Genomic DNA, 22,779 nt, shown 5'->3' on the forward strand with positions numbered 1-22,779 from the left:
CCATTGAATGGCTCTATCTGAACAATAGAGGCACGCATTATGCGCTATTCATATTCAAATAGCAAGAAAACAGAAATCAAGTGCTGTTTTCTTATTCAAACAAATAATATTAAACATTTAAATAGCTTAACTATATAAAAATAATAGCAAAAAAGATCAATAAACCACATCGAGATGATCTAAGCTATCAGTATGTAATAAATTACCTATCTGTTGCAATTGGTACATCTGAGCATAAAGCCCTGAATGTCGCAACAATTCATTATGTTTGCCTTGCTCAACGATTTTACCACGATGTAAGACAAAAATTTTATCCGCGTCGATAACAGTAGAAAGTCGATGGGCAATAACGATTAAAGTTGTCTGTCGACGAATTAACTGTAAAGCTTCTTGGATCGCTCTCTCAGTTCCCGAATCGATATTTGCCGTTGCCTCATCCAATATTAAAATTTTCGGCGTTTGTACTAAAGCCCGCGCTAACGCCAGTAGCTGCTTTTGCCCGGCAGATAGCATATTGCCTTGTTCGCCTAGCAGAGTATTTAAGCCATTAGGTAATTTATGTACCCAATCAGCGAGCTGAACAATTGTTAAAATTTGCCAAACTTTCTGTTCTGAAATTTCTCTTCCCAAAGCGATATTATCAAAAACAGTAGTTGCTAAAATAACCGGCTCTTGTTGCACTATAGTAATGCAATTACGCAACACTTGATGGGAAAGAGATGATAGTGGACGTCCATCAAGTAATATTTGTCCTTCTTGCCACTGATAGTATCCCATTAATAAGTTAGTAATCGTGCTTTTCCCACTACCTGTATGCCCAACTAATGCGACAAATTCATTATCTTCCATCTGCAGCTCAATATCGTACAATACATATTTATCATCACGATAAGCAAAAGAAAGCTTTTTCATATCTACTCGACCCGACAATAAAGGTAATTGATCATGGCCATAACATTGTCGTGGGCTATCTATCAATTCAAAAATTCTTTCGCCTGCAACTATCGCTTGTTGTAATACAGATTGCTGTGAAGTTAATTTAATTAATGGCTCATTTAAACGTCCAAGATAATTAATAAACGCATACAATACCCCAACACCAATAACATTTATTCCCTTAAATCCGAATAATAAAATTAATCCACATAGTGTTAATGCAGAAAATAAATTTAATAATGGGCGCAAAAGAATACTATCTAACTTTAATGCCTGCATCCGGGCGATATAATGCTGGCGATTTACTGCCAACATTTTCTCACCAAATCGAGCTTGTTGCCTAAATTGTTGGATAACAGTCATACCGTTAATAATCTCATTAAAGCCATCATTGATATCAGCTAGGTACGTCCGCACTCGACGAACAATCGGTGTACTTAAACGTTGGTAAATTACCATGACCAAAAATACTACAGGGAAAATTAAGCTAGCCACAATTGCCATTCGCCATTCTAAAAAAAACATCGCGATTAACATGGTAATAATTAGCGCTAAGCTACGAAATATAGTCGGAATAACAGTTACAAACAGCTCCTTAACCACTTCAGTATCATTTGTCACTCGAGAAATAAGCTGTCCTACTGGTTGACTATCAAAAATACTCAATGGCTGCCTGATAGCAGCACTCATGACATCTGTACGTAATGTTTGAACAACACCGATAGCTACTTGATTAAATAAAATTGTTTGATAATAGTGTAAGATGGCAGCAATAATTTGTGATGCAAAAAAAACTATTATTAACATAACCGTGCTTTCCAACGGTATATGGGCTTTTGCTAACATATTATCAATAAAGTAACTCACTAGTAGGGGCCCACAAATTTCTGCACCAGCGGCTAGCCAGGATATCAAAACAGCAATAATTATCGGTTTACGAAATGAATTTCCATAAATTAATAAGCGTTTTAAGGATGGCCATAAAAGACGAGGCTTATTCATGTTCATTTTCCAATGAAGCTTCAATTTGCTGATAGCAATACATATCTCGATACCAACCAGGTTTTGCAATTAATTGCTGATGGGTACCTTGACACAAGATAGTACCTTGCTGCAATACAAGTATTTGATCTGAATCCACTAACGCAGATAATCGGTGGGCACTAATGATGATAGTATGGCACCCTCGCCACTGACGTAAATTTTTTAAAATTCTATTTTCAGTCTGTCCATCTACAGCAGATAAAGCATCATCTAATATCAAAATTTCAGTATCTAATAATAGTGCTCTTGCTATAGAAATACGCTGTTTTTGTCCACCAGATAACATAATTCCACGCTCACCAACTTGTGTACTGTATCCATTAGGTAAACGCATAATATCTTCATGTACATCAGCTAGCCTTGCCGCTTCCTCTATTTCTGTTTGACTGGCAGTTGGTTTACCTAAAGCAATATTACTTGCAATGGTATCAGAAAATAAAAATGGTATTTGATTCACAACTGCCAGTCTGGCATGCCAATCCCCCTGCTGAATATTAGTCAGAGCAAGAGATTGGAACAAAATCTCACCATCAATAACATCAAAATGACGTTGCAATAATGATAATAATGTTGATTTCCCGGCTCCGGTTGGACCGCAAATTCCAACTAATTGCCCTGGCTGTATATTGAATACAATATTATGCAAGGAAGATATTGCAGCACCTGGATAATTAAATTGCCGAATGTTTACGCTCAATTGACCAGATCTTGGCTGCAAATACTGTTTTCCATCAATAATTGATAGGGGTTCTTCAAATAAAACACAGATTCTGCTATAAGCAGCGCTTCCACGCTCAACAATATTAAACATCCATGCAAGCGCTAACATTGGCCATATCATAAGCCCTAAATACATAACAAAACTAGTCAAGTCACCTAGTGTCATTTTATTATGCCAAACCAACCAGCTTCCACCCGTTACCGCCAAAAAATTTGCAGCGCCTATCGCAATATAGATAGTAGGGTCAAATTTGGCATCAACTTTAGCAACATGCATATTTTTACGTCCAGCCTCTAATGCCGCAATCTCAAACTGAGAGGATTGGTAATCTTCAAGACCAAACGCTTTAATCATACGGATACTAGTTAAACTTTCCTGAGCATGATTATTGAGAGAAGAAAATGCACCTTGGGCAGATTTAAAGCGTGTATGTAGTTGCTCACCATATCGCTTAATAATGATTGCCATAATTGGCATTGGTAGCAATGATAGCAGGGTCAGTTGCCAACTAATCTCTATACTCATGACAATTAATACCGCACATCCCATTACCAAAGAATCGACTAGTGTCAGGACACCTTCTCCCGCGGCAAAGACAACTCGATCAACATCATTTGTTGTACGTGCAATAAGATCGCCCACTCTATGACGTAAATAAAACTCAGGAGTTTGGCGACTAAATTGTTGATAAAATTTCTGTCTTAATTGTACGGCTAATTTATAAGAAGCACCAAATAACCATAACCGCCATATATAACGCAACCCATAAATAATAAATGCAATAAATACCATTACACTTATCCAACCCAAAAGTTGTTTGATACTTATGGTTTGCTTACTAATGCCATCAATAATAAAGCCAACAAGCCGTGGTGGAATGAGTTGTAATCCCGCAATAAAAATTAATAACATGATTGCACCAAAATACCGGCGCCACTCAGTTAAAAAATACCAACGTAATTGAGAAAATAATCTCACATTTTTTTATCCTGATATTGAAAATTACATCAAAAAATATAATAAGTTACAGTTCAATAAATTAATCAGATACAGACTAAATTGTTGTATATTTTATTTTCTCAATCAAAAATAAAAAAGATCAATTCAATTAGCTATCTTGTTGACAAAATATTTATAAAAACTATCGAAATCCACCTAATATCATAATATTTATCTAAAATTTTTTTAACAAATTAATTTTACTCACTTTATAATCAAGAAAATATTACGATATATCCAGTAAATATTGGCATTCTTTATCTAATGATTACATAGAATTAATACAGTATTATTAATAAATAGTTAGAATAAAATAACCCCATATTTAATAATTTAAACAAAATAATATAACACAATGAATATATCTTCCCAATTAAGGCTATCTAAACTAGATTAAACTCGGTAACATAACGTATCATATCGAATAGCAAAATTTTTTTACTTAAACTTTATTGATGGATAGTATTAGCATGTTGAAACGAGCAGTTATTGTATTTAGTGGCGGGCAAGATTCCACCACTTGTCTTATACAAGCAATAAAACAATATGACGAAGTTCATTGTATCACTTTCAATTACGCTCAACGTCATAGTGCTGAAATTGTTGCTGCACAAAAGATATGCCAGCATTTTAATATCACAGCACATAAAATACTGGATGTCGGACTATTAAATGAACTTGCTATCAGTAGTCTAACTCGCGAAAACATTCCAATACCTTCCTATGAAAAAAGTAATGAAAGTGAATTACCCAACACTTTCGTTCCAGGACGTAATATCCTATTTCTCACGCTTGCTGCTATTTATGCTTACCAAATTCAAGCTGAGGTAGTTATAACCGGTGTTTGTGAAACAGACTTTTCTGGTTATCCTGATTGTAGGGATGAATTCGTTAAAGTGCTCAATCAAGCTATTTGCCTAGGTATAGCTAAAGCAATTCGCTTTGAAACCCCACTTATGTGGCTAAATAAAGCCGAGACTTGGGCACTAGCCGATTATTACCACTCATTAGAATTTGTACAAAATAAAACCCTTACTTGTTACAATGGTATCATAGGTGATGGCTGTCAAAAATGTGCTGCCTGCCATCTGCGTGCAGAAGGATTAAAATATTATCTTAATCATCGACAAGCAATTATGTCCTCTTTAAAGCAAAAAATGCGCCTTAAATAATTTTAAACTGATACTATTTAACGATACTCAAACAATAACCTAATTTAACTTACAATAAATAGCACTATATTAATCAATGCAAGATATAATAATTTATATTTAGTATTTTTGGCTTAAGTTTATTTTATACCTACAGCGTATATTGGCATAAGGAATAAGGAACTGAGACTAATAGCCCCCTCTAAGTTCCTATCACATTTTAATAGGTTAATTTCTCACAATTCTTTTCAATAAAACCCAAACCAATACCTGGCACATCCTGAAGATGCTCGATTGATTTAAATCCTCCAAATTTCTTGCGATGTAGCACGATTAACTGCGCTTTTTTTAATCCAACCCCATTTAATTTCTCCGCCAACTCCTCCTCAGATGCAGTATTGATGTTAACTTTATCGTCCATCAACTGTCGCTTGTCCATTTTATTGATAACTAATTTCGTTGTAGTTTGCGATTGATCATTAGCGACTTTTAGCTGATCAGATTGGGCAAATGAGGTATGACAAAATCCTATCGCAAAAATCAAGATCCTAGTTGTATACTTTAGTTTCTTTTTTATAATTAGCAGCATCTTTAACCTCCTTGTTAATAAGTAAAAATCAATATTTATTTACCCAAATAGGCATTATATTTCCCTGGTGTATACGCTTAAGGTCGTTTGCTAAGCAATTCTGTGATAATTTATCTATGAAAAAACAGACTTTCTAAGTAATGGATAAGATACAAGAATAAAAAAACATTACGATAATAGAATGATAAAATAGTAAAAGGCTGCGCAAGCGCAGCCTCTAATTTATGTAATCGTATTCAATTATCTGAAAGTGGATCGCAAATTACTCAATTCGTCCTAAATCGACTTTAGCACTATCACGTAAATTCAACATCAGTGATTCCATCATAACATTGCCAAGTATCATTTTATAACGTTGCGAAAAAACCTTTAATTCTTCATCTGTCGGTTGACCTTGATTAACTTTAAGTAATTGAATAATAACTAAATTATCTTTAGCATCTTTGGTGCTGAAATAAGTCGGTGTCTTTTCTTTAGGAATTGGCATTTGAAAAATTGGTTCAACCAATGCGTCATTTTGCCCAAAACGCTCAATAATCTTAGCTTCAGCAAAATTAATACCTAGTTTGGCTAAAGCAGCTTCACCTGCCCCCTGTTTTAATGCAGTAAGCAATTTATTGCCCTCTGCTTCCATCTCTTTTGTAGCCTTATTATGCTTAACTAATTCAGCTACGTTTTTTTTCACTTCATCAAATGGCTGTGTTACCTGGGGTTTATATTTTTCAACTCGAATAACAAACGCACGATCACCATCGACATTAATAACATCTGAGTTAATACCTGTTGGCCCATTTTTATCTACTAAGTTACCGTTAAAAATAGTATCAGCTACCTTATCAAATCTTATTTCCTCAGGAAGATTATTACGACTAAACCAACCTGTTGTTACCGCTTTAATACCAGTAGCCTTTTCAGCAGCAGTTAAAGATTCGTTATCATCCATTGCCGCACGACTTGCAGTTTGTTGGAGTGAATAAAATGCATTAATCGCTTTTTCATTTTTTAGTATATTTGCGATCTCTGTTTTCACAGACTGAAAAGGTTTTACTACTTCGGGTTTAATATCATCAAGACGAAATATAATATAATTGGTAGCCGATTTTATTACAGCCGAAATCTGCCCTTTTTTAGTTAGATTAGCAGCGATAATTTCACTTGGCGTTGAAGTCGCCTCCATCCAACCAAGAGCACCATGATTTGCTGCACTAAATTTATCTGTCGATTTTTCGGCAACTAATTGCTTAAAATCCGCGCCACCGGCTAAGGATTTCACAACGGAATCTGCTTCTTTTTCTGTTGGCAATTGAATCATGCTGTAATGTTTTTGCGCTGGTTCAGTAAAATTAGCTATATTTTGCTCATAATAATTTTTCAGCTCTTCATCTTTGACTGCCACATTTTCACGTTGAGAAGCTGCATCTAACTTAATATAACTAACCTGTACCTGTTCGGGTGAAATAAAACTGTTCTGATGCGTATTATAGTAATCTTGTAACTCTTTATCTGTAATCGTTTGTTTAGATTGATAGTCAGCAAGCGATAAAGTTGCTGTTTTTACTTCTCGTTGCTGTAAAAGTAACTGAGCATAGGACTTAACTTCTTCAGGTAAGACAAATTCATCCGTCATGTACATTTTACTAAGCTGACGGTTAATCAAGTTTTGCCGTATTTCTTGGGCAAGATCATCGGCATTAACATTATGTTGGGATAAAATCGTCCGATATTTTTCACTATCAAAATGCCCGTCTGTTTGAAATATCGGCATATTGTAGATATCCTGCTTAATTTGATTATCACTCGCCGTTAAACCCAATTGGTTTGAATATTGATTAAGCAATGTCACGCCAACTAAACGCTCCAAAGCTTGACGACGCAACATCTGCATCCCTTGTTCACTACTCGCAATTTCAGCAAATTGATCACCCAATCGTTCTTGTAATACTTGCTTTTCTTGCTGAAAAGCTTGCTGTAGTTGAACTTGACTAATTGCTGTACCATTCACTTTCGCCGCGTGATTACTTGAACCGCTAATCAGGTAACTACCAACGCCAGTAAGCACAAACGATAAGATAATAATCACAAATACTATTTTTAGCACAAGACTATTCGCCGCCGTGCGTAGGTTGTCCATCATAAAGAGGCTACTCTCCGTTTTTAATCAAAGTAAATAGATGCATAATACGCTATTTTAGCTTAAAAGAAAAAAGCGCATCATATTTATGATGCGCCCGATTCTAACTTACTAAAACAATTGATTCTGTTTTAGTTTATACGTTAACAGTATGCCGCAATCCTTATTTTTTCTTGTGGCCGTTAACAGTATCTTTTAATCCTTGGCCGGCTTTAAATGACGGAACCTTAGAAGCAGCTATCTTAATTGCCTTACCTGTACTAGGATTACGGCCATTACGTGCTGCACGTTGTTTTACTTCAAAAGTGCCAAAACCTATTAACTGAACTTTATCTCCTTTCTTAAGAGCATGAGATACAGTTTTCAGAAATGTATTTAACACGGTCTCCGTGTCTTTTCTAGTAACCTTTGACTCTTTTGCAACTTTATCTACTAGTTCTTTCTTTTTCACGCTTATCATCCCCATTTTATTAATTATGGATTAAACAAACATATTGCTAACGGTTCACAAAAAGATGACACCGTCATATCACTACTACAAAAGTATGGCAAGAAAACATATTACAGCCAAATAATTATAGATTTGTTTACTTAAATTATTTAGTAGATAAAAAAAACTGATAAACCATTTAAGATTTATCAGCTTTAATTTTATATAAAATTTTTAATTTAAATCAGTGCATTAACAACATTTCTTGCTCACTATCTCCATCCCAAAAGGGGGATTTTGTAATGCAATAGAAAAAACTTCTTCAATGGTCTTTACCGGGTAAATTTTTAAATTTGCGATAACATTTTGAGGTATTTCTTCCAAATCACGACGATTTTCATCGGGAATTAACACAATTTTTATCCCACCACGATGAGCTGCTAGCAATTTTTCTTTTAAACCACCAATTGGTAACACTAACCCGCGTAATGTTATCTCACCTGTCATCGCTACATCTGCTCGTACAGGATTACCGGTCAAACAAGAAACTAATGCTGTGCACATTGCAATTCCTGCACTGGGACCATCTTTTGGCGTTGCCCCCTCTGGTACATGTACATGAATATCCCGTTTTTCGTAGAAATCAGCGTTAATACCTAACTTTTCTGCTCGCGCTCGAACGGCGGTTAACGCAGTTTGAATCGATTCTTGCATAACCTCACCTAACGATCCGGTATAAGTGAGTTTACCTTTGCCCGGTACACAAGCCGTTTCAATAGTTAATAAATCACCACCAACTTCTGTCCAAGCCAAACCAGTCACTTGACCGATACGATTTTCAGTATCTGCACGACCGTAATCAACTTTACGTACACCAAGATAGTCTTTTAGATTATCATCATTAATGACAAGGTGTTTCAATGATTTATCCATCAGTAGTGCTTTTACTGCTTTACGGCATAATTTTGAAATTTCCCGTTCTAAACCACGAACACCAGCCTCGCGGGTATAATAACGAATAATGCCAATAATTGCGCTATCGTCGATTGTAAGCTCCCCTTTTTTCAGAGCATTACGCTGGATTTGTTTGGGTAACAAATGTTTTTTCGCAATGTTGAGTTTTTCATCTTCGGTATAACCAGAAAGACGAATCACTTCCATTCGATCTAATAACGGTGCTGGAATGTTCATCGAGTTTGAAGTCGCAACGAACATAACATCAGAAAGGTCATAATCAACTTCTAAATAGTGGTCATTAAAGGCAACATTTTGTTCAGGATCGAGCACTTCAAGTAAAGCTGATGCAGGGTCACCACGCATATCCGAGGACATTTTGTCGATTTCATCTAACAAAAATAAGGGGTTCTTAACACCCACTTTTGCCATCTTTTGAATTAGTTTTCCCGGCATGGAACCAATATAAGTTCGTCTATGTCCACGAATTTCGGCCTCATCACGGACACCTCCGAGTGCCATACGAATATATTTACGCCCTGTCGCTTTAGCAATCGATTGACCCAAGGATGTTTTACCAACACCAGGCGGTCCCACCAAACATAAAATTGGCCCTTTAATTTTACTGACACGACTCTGCACAGCTAAATATTCAAGAATACGTTCCTTAACGCGTTCTAAACCGTAATGATCACTATCCAGAGTCTCCAGAGCTTTTAGCAAATCTTTTTTAACTTTACTACGAGCATTCCACGGGACTTGCACCATCCAATCAATATAGCTCCGTAAAACTGTCGCTTCAGCAGACATCGGTGACATCATTTTCAATTTTTGTAATTCTGCTTCCGCTTTTTGCCGCGCTTCCTTTGGCATTTTGACTTCTTCAATTTTACGTTTGAACATTTCATATTCATCAGGTGCATCTTCCATCTCACCTAATTCTTTCTGAATTGCTTTCATCTGCTCATTCAAATAATATTCGCGCTGGCTTTTCTCCATCTGCTTTTTAACGCGATTACGAATACGTTTTTCAACCTGCAGTAAATCAATTTCAGATTCCATCATTGCCATCAAATATTCAAGGCGCTCAACCACATCCGCCATTTCTAATACACGCTGTTTATCCGCTAATTTTAACGGCATATGGGAAGCAATTGTATCAGCCAATTTGTCCGATTGTTCAATAGAATGCAATGATGTTAATACTTCAGGCGGGATCTTTTTATTCAGTTTAATATAGCCTTCAAACTGATTAATGGTTGTCCGGTTTAGGACTTCTTGCTCTTTTTCATCAACAGTTGGAGAACTAAAATACTCAGCCTGTGCAATGAAATATTCTCCATTATCTGTTAGCGTTGTGATTTTTGCACGCCGCAGACCTTCAACTAATACTTTAACAGTACCATCTGGTAGTTTTAGCATCTGCAAAACAGAAGCAACTGTCCCTACAGAAAAAAGATCATTTACACTTGGCTCGTCAGTAGACGCTTCTTTTTGAGCCACCAACATGAGCTGCTTATTATGATCCATTGCGGCTTCAAGACAGTGAATTGATTTCTCACGGCCAACAAATAATGGGATCACCATATGTGGATAAACCACGACATCACGCAGAGGCAGTACGGGAATTTCAATGCGTTCGGAACGCTCAAGATTCATAAGGTTCTCTCTTCGTTTAGCTTATGCCAATTTTAGGGTTTCCTTAAAATTTTTGAGAAACCTCAGTTCAAATATAAAGTTATATGGGGACAAGATTTTGACATTCAATAGCCTGATTTGGCATTAAACACAAAATGAGGGAAATCCCTCATTTTGCATTATACAATTCAATCAAAAAAAGCATTGAGATTTATTTTTCACCGGATGCTTGTATATCAGGCTGACTATAAATCACCAAGGGTTCTGATTGACCAGCAACCACCATTTCATCAATTACGACCTTCTCAACATGCTCCATTGACGGCAAATCATACATAGTTTCGAGTAAAGCGCCTTCTACAATAGAACGTAAACCACGTGCTCCTGTTTTCCTCGACATGGCTTTTTTCGCAATTGCTTTCAATGCTTCTTCACGAAACTCCAGATTAACACCTTCAAGTTCAAAAAGTGCTTGATATTGCTTAGTCAACGCATTTTTAGGCTCTTTCAGAATCTGAATTAATGCTTCTTCACTTAATTCGCCTAAAGTAGCTACGACAGGTAAACGACCAATAAACTCAGGAATTAAACCAAACTTAATTAAATCTTCCGGTTCCACTTGAGAAAGCAACTCACCTTCAGTCGCCCGCTCAGATTCGCTTTTTACCTCAGCTGAGAAACCAATGCCTGAACGTGTATTTAACCGTTGTCCAATCACTTTATCAAGACCTGCAAATGCACCACCACAAATAAATAAAATTTTAGAAGTATCAACTTGTAAAAATTCTTGTTGTGGATGTTTACGGCCTCCCTGAGGCGGCACCGCAGCAATTGTACCTTCAATAAGCTTAAGTAAAGCTTGCTGAACCCCTTCCCCTGAAACATCTCGCGTAATTGACGGATTATCCGACTTACGAGATATTTTGTCTATTTCGTCAATATAGACGATACCACGCTGTGCTTTCTCTACATCATAGTCACATTTTTGTAGAAGTTTCTGAATAATATTTTCAACATCTTCGCCAACATAACCCGCTTCCGTTAATGTTGTCGCATCAGCCATAGTAAATGGGACATCTAGATAGCGCGCCAAAGTTTCAGCTAATAGTGTCTTACCGCTGCCAGTGGGCCCAATAAGCAAAATATTACTTTTACCTAGCTCTACCCCTTCACCATTCATTCCTTCGTTAGAAACATTACGTAGGCGTTTATAATGGTTATAAACGGCTACCGCCAATACTTTCTTAGCATTTTCTTGGCCAATAACATAATCATCCAGATGATGACGAATTTCATGGGGTGTCGGTAATGCGCTGCGCTCGCGATGTGGTGCAATCTCTTTAACTTCTTCTCGAATAATATCGTTACAGAGCTCAACACACTCATCACAGATATAAACTGACGGACCAGCAATTAATTTACGAACTTCATGCTGGCTTTTTCCGCAGAAGGAGCAGTACAGCAACTTTCCTGAACTCTCTTTGCGTTTATCTGTCATTCAGATAACCTCACTTTTTTAACCATCACCCTAATTTTAACAAAGAGGATAACAGAAAACTGTTACTAATTAATCATGTATATAACTATATCAGGCATGCCATACATTTATGTAAATTAATTACGATTAGTATAAATCTTATCTACCAAACCGTAACTAACTGCTTCCTCTGCAGTTAAAAAACGATCCCGTTCAGTATCGTTCTCAACCTCTTTTATTTTTTTACCCGTATGCTTAGCCATTAATTCATTCATACGTGATTTAATTTTTAAAATCTCTTTGGCGTGAATTTCGATATCAGACGCTTGTCCTTGAAACCCGCCTAACGGTTGGTGAATCATGACACGAGAATTGGGCAAACAATAACGTTTTCCTTTAGCACCAGCTGTAAGCAGAAAAGCACCCATCGAACATGCTTGCCCCATACAAATTGTACTAACGTCAGGTTTAATAAATTGCATCGTGTCATAAATTGACATACCTGCCGTTATAACTCCACCCGGTGAATTAATATAAAGATGAATGTCTTTATCCGGGTTTTCAGCTTCTAAAAACAGCATTTGAGCAACCACTAAATTCGCCATGTGATCTTCGACCTGGCCAGTTAAAAAAATAATTCTTTCTTTAAGTAGGCGCGAATAAATATCATAAGAACGTTCACCGCGTGAAGTCTGTTCAATGACCATTGGCACCAATGCCATATGCGGCGCAAGTTGATCTTGATTATTATGATATGACATTTCCATCTCCTAATTAAACGCTTTATGGTGCCCAATCTATCTAATTCTACTTGAGATAAATAAGAATGACTATAATTACAAACTTAACCATTATTCATAAAGGGATATTCTCCCTTATGAAGAAAGTCATACAACAATATAGAAAATTATCTGGGGTTATTCTTTTCTTTTTTCAAGAAAAAGGAAAAGTTTTTTAACGATAAAAAACCCGTAGCATTAAACCACGGGTTTTCACAAAACCAGATAATAACATTTCACTACTCAGCAATTACCTCATCTGAGCCTGATTCATTAACTCTTGGAATTGAGTTTCTTTATCTGTTACTTCCGCTTTTTCTAATAATATTTCAATGGCCTGTTCTTCTAGCGCCAAATTACGAACACTATCCATTAACTCTTTATTTTTGCTGTAGTATTCGATCACTTCAGAGGGGTCTTCATAAGCCGAAGCCATCTCTTCAATCAGTGATTTAACGCGAGCGTCATCTGCGGTTAGCGAGTTTTTATTAATAACTTCACCTAATAATAAACCAACAATGACGCGATGTTTAGCTTGCTCGACAAATATTTCACGTGGTAATTCTAATGCTTGTTTTTCATTACCACCAAAACGTTGTGCGGCTTGTCGACGTAGTACATTTATTTCACTGTCAACAACAGCAGTAGGCACCTCAATTTCGTTTTCCTTAACTAAACCATCAAGTACTTGGGTCTTAATTCGATTACGAACAGCGGTTTTCAGCTCACGCTCCATATTTTTGCGTACTTCTGCACGTAAACTCTCCATTGAACCATCAGGGACACCAAACTGTTTGATAAATTCTTCGGTTAGTTCTGGTAATATCCGTTGTTCCACTTTCTGCAAAGTGATAGCAAAGTTAGCCGCTTTACCTTTTAAATTCTCTGCATGATAATCGGCAGGGAAATTGACATCGATGGTAAATTCTTCCCCTGCCTGATGCCCCATAATACCATCTTCAAAACCTGGTATCATGCGACCTTCACCCATTACTAACACAAAATCACTCGCATTACCGCCTTCGAACGCTTCACCATCAATTGTGCCTTTAAAATCGATAGTCACTCGCGAATCTGCGCCAACTTTCTCTTTTGTCTCTTGCCAAGTTGCTTGTTGCTTGCGTAATGTTTCCAACATGGTATCAACATCTTGCTCTTTTACCGCAACAATAGGTTTTTCAACCTTGATATTTTCTAAACCCTTTAGCTCAATTTCTGGATATACTTCAAATTCAACGGTATAGGTAAAATCTTCACCCGTTTTAAACTGTTCAGGTTGATATTTTGGTGCCCCTGCTGGATTAATTTTTTGTTCTATGATTGCACTGACAAAATTACGTTGCATTAAATCGCCTAGCACATCCTGTAATACAGAAGTACCATAACGTTGCTTAACGATATTCATTGGCACTTTGCCTTTACGAAAACCATCAATGCGCACTTTTTTTGCCACATTAATGAGTTCACTATTCACTGCTTTTTCAATATCAGCATTAGGAACGGTAATTGTTACACGACGCCCCAGGCCTTGAGTTGTTTCAACAGAAACTTGCATCTTGTTACCTCAAAAGAATCTTAGTACTCGGTCAACTCCAGAGTGAATGTTATCAAGCACTTGCTCAGACAACACTCTGCTCCCGAAACCCGGGTTTACCCTCTATTTTTGAGGATCCCTGATAAGTAGAAGTGTTCCGAAACCTTATAGAAAATTAGACGCGACATTATACAGATGCATAAGGGGTGAGTCGAGAAAAGGTGAATAATAAATAGTAAACGCGCTAAAATTGCTATGACTAACGCAGTATAAGCCAAGAACGATAATAGTACTTTATATTAGCAACTATTGTTAGATAATATCGTGGTAAGGCAGCATAATTATCTATTTCTTAACCTAGATTGACCTACTCCCCACCACGGCAAGCTGGTGAAGGAAAGACTATCTGTTGGCGTTGTTGCCACTCAGTTGGTGTATAAGTATGTAACGCCAATGCGTGAACACAATTAGATAATTCATCTGCTAATAATTGATAAACAACTTGGTGACGAGCAACCATCCGTTGTGCAGCAAATTTTTCTGTCACTAAAATAACTTTAAAGTGACTTTCCGAGCCTTGCGGAACATTATGTTGATCACTTTCATCTAACACCAACAAATATGCAGGCGAAAAAGCGTAGTTAAGTTTTTCTTCAATTTGCTTACGCATAGTTTGCATAGGTTTAGTTACCATATTAATAGACTCTTTCAATTTAATTCCATAAGTAAGCATTTATTTATTATTACTGTCTGCGATTTAGCCATATCGGTTAGAAATAGGATTAGATTTTACTAAATTACGATTAAAGCCTCATCCAGGCAAATTTTTTAGTGGGTTCCTTCATCAAATGCCGATAACTTTCTGGCATACTAGCAGTAAAACACCAAAGTATGGTAACGATTAAATCAAGTAATTTCAAAATAGGTTGAGAAAACATGTTAAAAAATACCTTTTGTCTAATCATTGCTCTGTTAATCTCATTGGGTTTAATGGGATGTGTTGCCCAAAGTAATACTCTATCTATCGATCCAAATATTACACTGCCAACTCAAGATCCAACCATAAGAGCAGTTTCAATTAACATTACTAGCATTGATAAACGAAGCAGAACGGCACTTGCCGAAGTTAATCGTAATGCCGCATTAGCCATATTAAAACCCTCTCGCGATTTACGTTATCTATTACAGGAAGCATTAGAAAAACAGATGGTTGCTAGAGGCTATACTATTAGCGCACCGGCTAATATTAATTTGCAAATTGTTCTAAATAAGCTGTATGCCGATGTACAGGAAGGCAGCTTACGTCATAATATTACTGTCGATATTGCGATTAGCGTCGTAGCTATGGCATCTAATGGCTCAACCAGTACACGTACCTATACGCGTAGCTATAACGAACAAGGGCCGCTTGATGCCAGCAATGAAAAAATTGCTAATGCTATCAATAAAGCGTTAACCGACATTATGGCTGATATGGCGAGTGATCCTGAAACCAGTCAGTTTATAAAACAAAACACATAATGAATTGTTGAGCGGATTAATTAGTGTATTGCCAGCAATAACTCTGTTTAACAATAACAGAGCAATAGGACGACTATGAAAAAAAACTACCTGACCGTTTTTAGCCAACATCGTTCCAGAGTGCTGCTTTTGCTAGGTTTTGTGTCAGGATTGCCTTTGGCACTTACCGCAAGTACTTTACAAGCCTGGCTGACCGTCGAAAATATTGATATTAAAACGATCGGTTTTTTTTCATTAGTTGGCCAAGCTTATGTATTAAAGTTTCTTTGGTCACCCTTAATGGATCGCTATACCCTGCCATGGTTAGGTCGTCGTCGTGGTTGGTTATTAACCACGCAGATTTTGCTGATTATCAGTATTGCGGCGATGGGATTTATGAACCCAAAGGAACATCTTTGGTACTTGGCAGCAGTTGCAGTGCTTGTCGCTTTCTGCTCTGCATCCCAAGATATTGTTTTTGATGCTTATAAAACCGATTTATTGTCGGCAGAAGAGCGTGGTGCCGGAGCAGCAATATCCGTTATGGGATATCGTATTAGTATGCTAGTTTCAGGCGGATTGGCTTTATGGTTGGTCGACCATTTTGTTACTTGGCAGCAACTCTATCTACTGATGGCCAGCTTAATGCTAATTGGTGTCTACGCAACGTTATCGGCGAAAGAACCGCTAATAAAATCCCCACCACCCACAACACTCTATGAAGCTATCTATGAGCCCTTCGTAGAATTTTTTAGTCGTAATAATGCCTGGATCACCTTGTTGTTAATCATTTTCTATAAAATGGGCGATGCATTTGTTATGGCGCTTAGTACCAATTTTCTATTAAATAAACTTGGCTTTTCTCTAGGTGAAGTTGGCACCATTAATAAAACTTTTGGACTCTTTGCAACTATTCTTGGCGCTTTATATGGCGGTTATGTTATGCAAAAAATGTCCTTATTTAAAGCCTTACTTATTTTCGCTATTTTACAGGCTATTTCTAATTTTGGTTATTGGTTTCTGGCAGTAACGCCCGCCAATATTTATACCACCAGCAGCGTTATCTTTATTGAAAATATCTTCTCCGGCATGGGAACGGCCGCTTTTGTCGCACTACTTATGACCCTTTGTAATCATTCTCTTTCAGCAACTCAATTTGCATTACTGTCAGCTATATCTGCCATCGGACGAGTTTATGTTGGCCCCATCGCAAGCATGTTAGTAAGCAAATATGATTGGCCCACTTTTTATCTTATCTCGATCATTATTTCATTGCCGAGTATTTTTTTATTATTGATTTGCAAACCATCTTTATCTTATATCCAACAAACTGGCCAATTTATGCGTCGAACTTATTTTAAACAAACATATAAATTAGCTATTTTGTGTCTTGCCATATCAGCGGGTATATTTATATTTTGGCTTATAGTAACAGTTGCTTGTTATTTTTCCACCTGTCAAATTTATCTATTTACCCAACATATCGAGCTATGGCTAAAAATGTTAATTTATAAAGAGCAACTAATTAATTTTAGTATAATAATGGGTACCGTTGGTTTTATTTTAGGCGGGATTCTGGATTATCTGGCAATACGTAAAACAGAAATACCCAAACAATGCAATAATAACCTTTAGAATATATTAATAAATACAGATAGTTAACTTTATAACATTTATATAAATTATTTATTATTGACTGTTAAGAAATAATCATTGATACAGAGTGATCTCTATCACTCTATCAATAGGATCCTATTTCTATTTACAAAAACAAACTCTATCATCTCGCGACTTTTGCATTGTATTAAAATGCGTTTAAATTTATTTAATATTAAGTTAACAAAATTTATGAGTAAAAAGTTTTTACCTATTACGATATTGACGTCACTCACTCCGTTTGCCATGGCTAATACCACCACAGAAAACCCTGTTGGTTATCAAAATGGTTTTGCTAATATCAGTCTAAATTATTTTGACTGGTCACAACGAGCGGAAAATAAATCAGCTCACTCTACCCGCAAAAAAGATTTTGCCTATCTTGAACTGGAAGGAGGCGCTAACTTTAATTGGGGTGAACTTTATGGTTTCTTTGATGTGGAGAATCCATTTCATCAGCGTAAAATAGAGCCCAGCAAAAACCAACGCTACGCCGTTAAAACCACAGGTCGTTTCTACTTAGGTAACAGTGGCTTTAACCTCTATGGCCATCTTTATGGTATTTGGTCCTTACCCGGCTATAAAAATGGGGGTAATTTCCACGAAATTAACACACTTTATGGTTTTGGCTACAATTTCTCACTCGGCAATTTTTGGCTAAAACCCTTCTTAGCCTTACATTATGTTGATCAAAGTTTCTATTCTGGTAACAATGGTTATGTCATTGGTTGGGTTGCAGGTTATAGTTTTCAATTGTGGTCACAAAATTTTTTTATCACTAATTGGCATGAAATGGAATTTAATCGCGCAAAACGCTATGGTAATGGCGGAAAAGAAGGGATTAATGGCGCTATTGCGTTATGGTGGACGCCATTAGAAACCTTATCTGCGGGTATTCAATATCGTTATGCCGATAACAAGCTTGGGGATGATTTCTATCACGATGGGATCATTTATACCATTAAATATAATTTTTAATCATGTAAGCTAACGTAAAGACAGCGTTTTTGATAATAAATACTACTTTTAACTAGTGCTAAATAACAAGCATCAAAAAATTTAACGGTTATTTAGCATTATAATTGATTTTCAACCTATAAAATCACACGGCCGCTTCCATTTATCTACTTCTTTTTATTCATAATAAAATCATTTAATGTAAATATTTGTTAACCGCAAAATAATCATTAAAACCGTTCTATAATAAATTCAATTTTACATGTGATCACTTTAACAGAAAGTAATAACAATTATATTTGTGCGCCTTACAATTGTTTACACTAATATAACGTTACCGTAAAATGCCCACACTGATACAAAACGACAATAACCATCTTTGTCATTTGGGGTCGCTAAATGAGACTTATAAAATATAAAGGAAGTATTGGAGTCATCTCACTGCTTGCTATTGTTTGCCTGCTAACTGGTTGCGATATGGTATTAATGGATCCTAAGGGCGCCATTGGTATTGAGCAAAGAAAACTAATACTGACTGCGCTTGGTTTAATGTTAATTGTTGTCATTCCGGTCATTTTTATGGCGATTATCTTCGCCAGAAAATATCGAGCAAGCAACAAACAAGCAACCTACCGGCCAGACTGGGCTCACTCAAATAAAATCGAGTTAGTTTGCTGGACAGTTCCTATCATCATCATCATCATTCTTGCCGTAATCACCTGGAAAACCACCCATCAATTGGATCCCTATAAACCATTAGAAAGCGATAAAAAACCTATTACCATTCAGGTCATTTCAACCGATTGGAAATGGATATTTGTCTACCCAGAAGAAAATATTGCTACCGTTAATGAAATCGCGATTCCTGTCGGTGTGCCAATCAACTTTAAAGTGACAGCTGAGTCAGTGATGAATTCCTTTTTTATTCCCGCACTGGGTGGCCAAATTTATGCGATGGCCGGTATGCAAACGAAGCTTCACTTAATTGCTAATGAACCTGGTACCTATAAAGGCTTTTCATCAAGTTATAGCGGGCATGGTTTTTCAGACATGAAATTTAATGTTATTGCAACGCCTGATATGGCAAGCTTTGACAAATGGGTACAACAAGTAAAAGCATCCCCCAAAACGCTAGATAGCATGGCGACATTTAACCAATTGGCTAAACCTAGCCACAATGTTCCTGTTACCTATTTTTCAAGCGTAAAACCAAATCTCTATGAAGAACTGATATTAAAATTCGGCCATGAACATCATATCAATCATGCTAACAAAACCGTACATGAAATGTCTGGCAATCAATTAATGCATATGAACCATTCTGCTCATGTCGATGCTAAGGAATAAATAGTATGTTGGGTAAATTAACGCTCGATGCAATCCCGATTCACGAGCCAATTATTGTCATCACTGTGATCTGTATTTTATTAGCGGGTATCGCTATTTTAGGGGTTATCACCTATTTTGGTAAATGGAAGTGGTTATGGAGTGAATGGTTAACGAGTGTCGATCATAAAAAAATTGGCATTATGTATATTATCGTTGCCATGGTCATGCTACTTCGTGGTTTTGCCGATGCAATTATGATGCGTGGTCAACAAGCATTAGCATCAGCCGGTGAGGCCGGTTTTTTACCACCGCATCATTATGATCAAATTTTTACCGCACACGGTGTTATTATGATTTTTTTCATGGCAACACCTTTCGTGGTTGGTTTAATGAATTTGGTTGTACCATTACAGATTGGTGCTCGCGATGTCGCCTTTCCTTTTTTAAATTCTCTAAGTCTTTGGTTATTTGTCGTTGGCGTTATCTTGATTAACCTGTCATTGGGTATCGGTGAATTTGCCCAGACCGGCTGGCTGGCTTACCCCCCATTATCAGGTAAGGAATACAATCCTGGTGTCGGGGTAGATTACTGGATATGGAGTTTACAAATATCAGGCATTGGCACGACGCTAACCGGAATAAACTTTTTTGCCACCATTCTACGAATGCGAGCACCTGGCATGTCAATGATGAAAATGCCTGTTTTTACCTGGACAGCACTTTGTACTAATGTACTGATTATTGCCGCATTCCCAATCTTAACTGTTACCATCGCACTCCTCACACTTGACCGATATTTAGGCACCCATTTCTTCACTAATGATATGGGCGGTAATATGATGATGTATATCAATTTGGTCTGGGCTTGGGGGCATCCTGAAGTTTATATACTCGTGTTACCTGTTTTTGGCGTATTTTCGGAAGTTACCGCCACTTTCGCCAAAAAACGTTTATTTGGTTATACATCTCTGGTCTGGGCAACCATTGTTATTACCGTAATGTCGTTTGTCGTCTGGTTACATCACTTCTTTACCATGGGCAGCGGCGCCAACGTCAATGCATTCTTTGGTATAGCTACCATGATTATTGCTATTCCAACTGGAGTAAAAATATTCAATTGGTTATTTACCATGTACCATGGCCGTATCGAATTCAAAACACCGATGCTCTGGACGATTGGCTTTATTATTACCTTCTCCATTGGTGGAATGACGGGCGTACTATTGGCCGTTCCCGGCGCAAATTTTGTGCTGCATAATAGTTTATTTCTGATTGCCCATTTCCATAATGTGATTATCGGCGGGGTTGTCTTTGGTTGCTTTGCCGGTATGACCTACTGGTTTCCGAAAGCTTTTGGTTTTACATTAAATGAAAAATGGGGCGTTCGTGCTTTCTGGTTTTGGATCAGCGGTTTCTTTATTGCCTTTATGCCACTTTATATACTCGGTTTCATGGGTATGACTCGTCGTTTAAGTCAAAACATTGATCCACAATATCATCCGATGCTGATGGTCGCTTCACTCGGTGCGGCTCTAATTGCTATCGGGATCTTCTGCCAAGTCATACAAATAATTGTCAGTATTCGCGATCGCCACAAAAATCGCGATATCACCGGCGACCCATGGGGTGGCCGTACACTAGAATGGTCTACATCGTCTCCGGCACCTTTTTATAACTTCGCTAAAGAGCCACAAATTGATACACGTGATGCTTGGTGGGATATGAAAGAAAAAGGGATTGCATATAAACAGCCAACCAAATATGAACCCATTCATATGCCACAAAATACTGCTGCCGGGGTTATTATCTCAGCCTTTTGTTTGATGTTCGGTTTTGCTATGGTCTGGCATATTTGGTGGCTAGCGATTATTGGCTTTGCGGGAATTATCGCCACCTGGATTGGTAAAAGTTTTGATGACAATGTTGATTATTATGTTCCTGTAAAAGAAATTGAACGTATTGAAAATCAGCATTACGATGAACTGAAAAAAGCAGGTATCCACCATGTCAACTAATTCAATAGCTAATCAACATATTGCCCATGACAATCATGGGCATCATGACATAGGCGCAACAAAAGTATTTGGTTTTTGGATCTATTTAATGAGTGATTTGATCCTGTTTTCTTGCCTATTTGCCACCTATGTTGTTCTGGTTAATGGTACTGCCGGCGGCCCGACAGGAAAGGATATTTTTAACCTCAATTTTGTATTGGTCGAAACCTTCCTGTTATTGTTTAGTAGCATCACTTATGGATTTGCGATGCTGGCGATGTATAAGCAGAAAATCAATCTAGTTAAGTTATGGCTACTGATTACTTTTTTACTCGGATTAGGTTTTGTTATCATGGAAATTTACGAATTCCATGAGCTCATTGCTGAAGGTTATGGGCCTGATCGCAGCGCTTTCCTTTCCGCTTTCTTCACCCTAGTTAGTACACACGGTATTCATGTAAGCTTTGGTTTAGCCTGGATTATTATCATGATTATCCATATTTCACGTCATGGCCTCACTGCCGTAAATCAGACTCGTTTAAGTTGTTTAAGTCTTTTTTGGCACTTCTTAGATGTTGTTTGGATCTGTGTATTTACCGTTGTTTATCTGTTGGGGGCCCTTGCATGAGTTACACCAATACACCGCACTCAGGTGCTAGCCACGGTAGTATGAAGACCTATCTAATCGGCTTTATACTCTCGATCATTTTAACGGTTGTCCCCTTTTGGATGGTAATGAATAGTATTGCATCTCATGACACTATCCTGTGGATCGTTATTGGTACGGCAATTGCCCAGATCCTGGTACATCTTATCTGTTTCTTACATATGAATACCTCTTCAGATGACCGTTGGAATCTTGTTGCCTTCCTGTTCACGATGCTAATTATTGGCATTGTTGTTATTGGCTCTCTGTGGATAATGTATAACCTGAACATCAATATGATGCTCGACTAAAGA

18 protein-coding genes are annotated in these 22,779 nt (G+C 37.2%); 8 read left to right on the forward strand and 10 right to left on the reverse strand.

Annotation, left to right across the window (positions count from 1 at the left end):
• Positions 1–156: 156 nt before the first annotated feature.
• Both QE177_RS11175 and QE177_RS11180 read right to left on the reverse strand, forming a co-directional pair.
• The gene (locus tag QE177_RS11175) at positions 157–1,944 is read right to left on the reverse strand and encodes a SmdB family multidrug efflux ABC transporter permease/ATP-binding protein (protein WP_280549667.1); all 1,788 of its coding nucleotides are present in this window, start codon (positions 1,942–1,944) and stop codon (positions 157–159) included.
• Entirely contained in the window at positions 1,931–3,679 is a 1,749-nt protein-coding gene (locus QE177_RS11180) for a SmdA family multidrug ABC transporter permease/ATP-binding protein (protein ID WP_280549669.1), read from the reverse strand. The genes QE177_RS11175 and QE177_RS11180 overlap by 14 nt, the downstream gene beginning before the upstream one ends.
• Before the next feature lie 494 nt (positions 3,680–4,173).
• Between QE177_RS11180 and queC the strand changes: the two genes are divergently transcribed.
• A complete protein-coding gene (gene queC / locus QE177_RS11185; protein WP_280552274.1) occupies positions 4,174–4,872 on the forward strand; it encodes a 7-cyano-7-deazaguanine synthase QueC in 699 nt (232 codons plus the stop codon).
• A 199-nt stretch (positions 4,873–5,071) separates the two neighbouring features.
• Here queC and QE177_RS11190 read toward each other — a convergent pair whose 3' ends face one another.
• The 8 genes from QE177_RS11190 to bolA all read right to left on the reverse strand — a co-directional run bounded on the left by QE177_RS11190 (position 5,072) and on the right by bolA (position 15,053).
• Complete coding sequence (locus QE177_RS11190; protein WP_280549671.1) at positions 5,072–5,440, reverse strand: helix-hairpin-helix domain-containing protein; 369 nt, start codon at positions 5,438–5,440, stop codon at positions 5,072–5,074.
• Between the two features lie 262 nt (positions 5,441–5,702).
• Positions 5,703–7,574, reverse strand: a complete 1,872-nt coding sequence (gene ppiD / locus QE177_RS11195; RefSeq protein WP_280549673.1) for a peptidylprolyl isomerase — start codon at positions 7,572–7,574, stop codon at positions 5,703–5,705.
• Between the two features lie 160 nt (positions 7,575–7,734).
• Positions 7,735–8,022, reverse strand: coding sequence for an HU family DNA-binding protein (locus QE177_RS11200; protein ID WP_180559663.1), 288 nt, complete (start codon positions 8,020–8,022; stop codon positions 7,735–7,737).
• Positions 8,023–8,253: 231 nt separating this feature from the next.
• Positions 8,254–10,614, reverse strand: coding sequence for an endopeptidase La (lon, locus tag QE177_RS11205; RefSeq protein WP_280549677.1), 2,361 nt, complete (start codon positions 10,612–10,614; stop codon positions 8,254–8,256).
• Positions 10,615–10,804: 190 nt separating this feature from the next.
• On the reverse strand, positions 10,805–12,091 hold the full coding sequence (gene clpX, locus QE177_RS11210; protein ID WP_180559661.1) for an ATP-dependent protease ATP-binding subunit ClpX: 1,287 nt from the start codon (positions 12,089–12,091) through the stop codon (positions 10,805–10,807).
• 116 nt (positions 12,092–12,207) lie between these two features.
• Entirely contained in the window at positions 12,208–12,831 is a 624-nt protein-coding gene (gene clpP, locus QE177_RS11215; protein WP_026821476.1) for an ATP-dependent Clp endopeptidase proteolytic subunit ClpP, read from the reverse strand.
• 268 nt (positions 12,832–13,099) lie between these two features.
• On the reverse strand, positions 13,100–14,404 hold the full coding sequence (gene tig, locus QE177_RS11220) for a trigger factor (protein WP_280549685.1): 1,305 nt from the start codon (positions 14,402–14,404) through the stop codon (positions 13,100–13,102).
• A gap of 346 nt (positions 14,405–14,750) precedes the next feature.
• Complete coding sequence (gene bolA / locus QE177_RS11225) at positions 14,751–15,053, reverse strand: transcriptional regulator BolA (RefSeq protein WP_280552275.1); 303 nt, start codon at positions 15,051–15,053, stop codon at positions 14,751–14,753.
• A 266-nt stretch (positions 15,054–15,319) separates the two neighbouring features.
• Between bolA and QE177_RS11230 the strand changes: the two genes are divergently transcribed.
• From QE177_RS11230 to QE177_RS11260, 7 genes are all read left to right on the forward strand, one after another.
• A complete protein-coding gene (locus QE177_RS11230) occupies positions 15,320–15,904 on the forward strand; it encodes a YajG family lipoprotein (protein ID WP_280549687.1) in 585 nt (194 codons plus the stop codon).
• Between the two features lie 75 nt (positions 15,905–15,979).
• The gene (locus QE177_RS11235) at positions 15,980–17,518 is read left to right on the forward strand and encodes an MFS transporter (protein WP_280549688.1); all 1,539 of its coding nucleotides are present in this window, start codon (positions 15,980–15,982) and stop codon (positions 17,516–17,518) included.
• A gap of 267 nt (positions 17,519–17,785) precedes the next feature.
• Complete coding sequence (locus QE177_RS11240) at positions 17,786–18,517, forward strand: outer membrane protein OmpK (RefSeq protein ID WP_280552276.1); 732 nt, start codon at positions 17,786–17,788, stop codon at positions 18,515–18,517.
• A 378-nt stretch (positions 18,518–18,895) separates the two neighbouring features.
• Positions 18,896–19,843, forward strand: a complete 948-nt coding sequence (gene cyoA, locus QE177_RS11245) for a cytochrome o ubiquinol oxidase subunit II (RefSeq protein ID WP_280549689.1) — start codon at positions 18,896–18,898, stop codon at positions 19,841–19,843.
• A gap of 5 nt (positions 19,844–19,848) precedes the next feature.
• On the forward strand, positions 19,849–21,840 hold the full coding sequence (gene cyoB, locus QE177_RS11250; protein ID WP_280549691.1) for a cytochrome o ubiquinol oxidase subunit I: 1,992 nt from the start codon (positions 19,849–19,851) through the stop codon (positions 21,838–21,840).
• Positions 21,830–22,447, forward strand: coding sequence for a cytochrome o ubiquinol oxidase subunit III (locus QE177_RS11255; protein WP_280549693.1), 618 nt, complete (start codon positions 21,830–21,832; stop codon positions 22,445–22,447). Before cyoB ends, QE177_RS11255 begins: the two co-directional genes overlap by 11 nt.
• The gene (locus QE177_RS11260; protein WP_280549695.1) at positions 22,444–22,776 is read left to right on the forward strand and encodes a cytochrome o ubiquinol oxidase subunit IV; all 333 of its coding nucleotides are present in this window, start codon (positions 22,444–22,446) and stop codon (positions 22,774–22,776) included. Before QE177_RS11255 ends, QE177_RS11260 begins: the two co-directional genes overlap by 4 nt.
• Positions 22,777–22,779 lie beyond the last annotated feature (3 nt).

This window comes from Arsenophonus sp. aPb (genome assembly GCF_029873475.1).
Classification (GTDB): Bacteria; Pseudomonadota; Gammaproteobacteria; order Enterobacterales; family Enterobacteriaceae; genus Arsenophonus.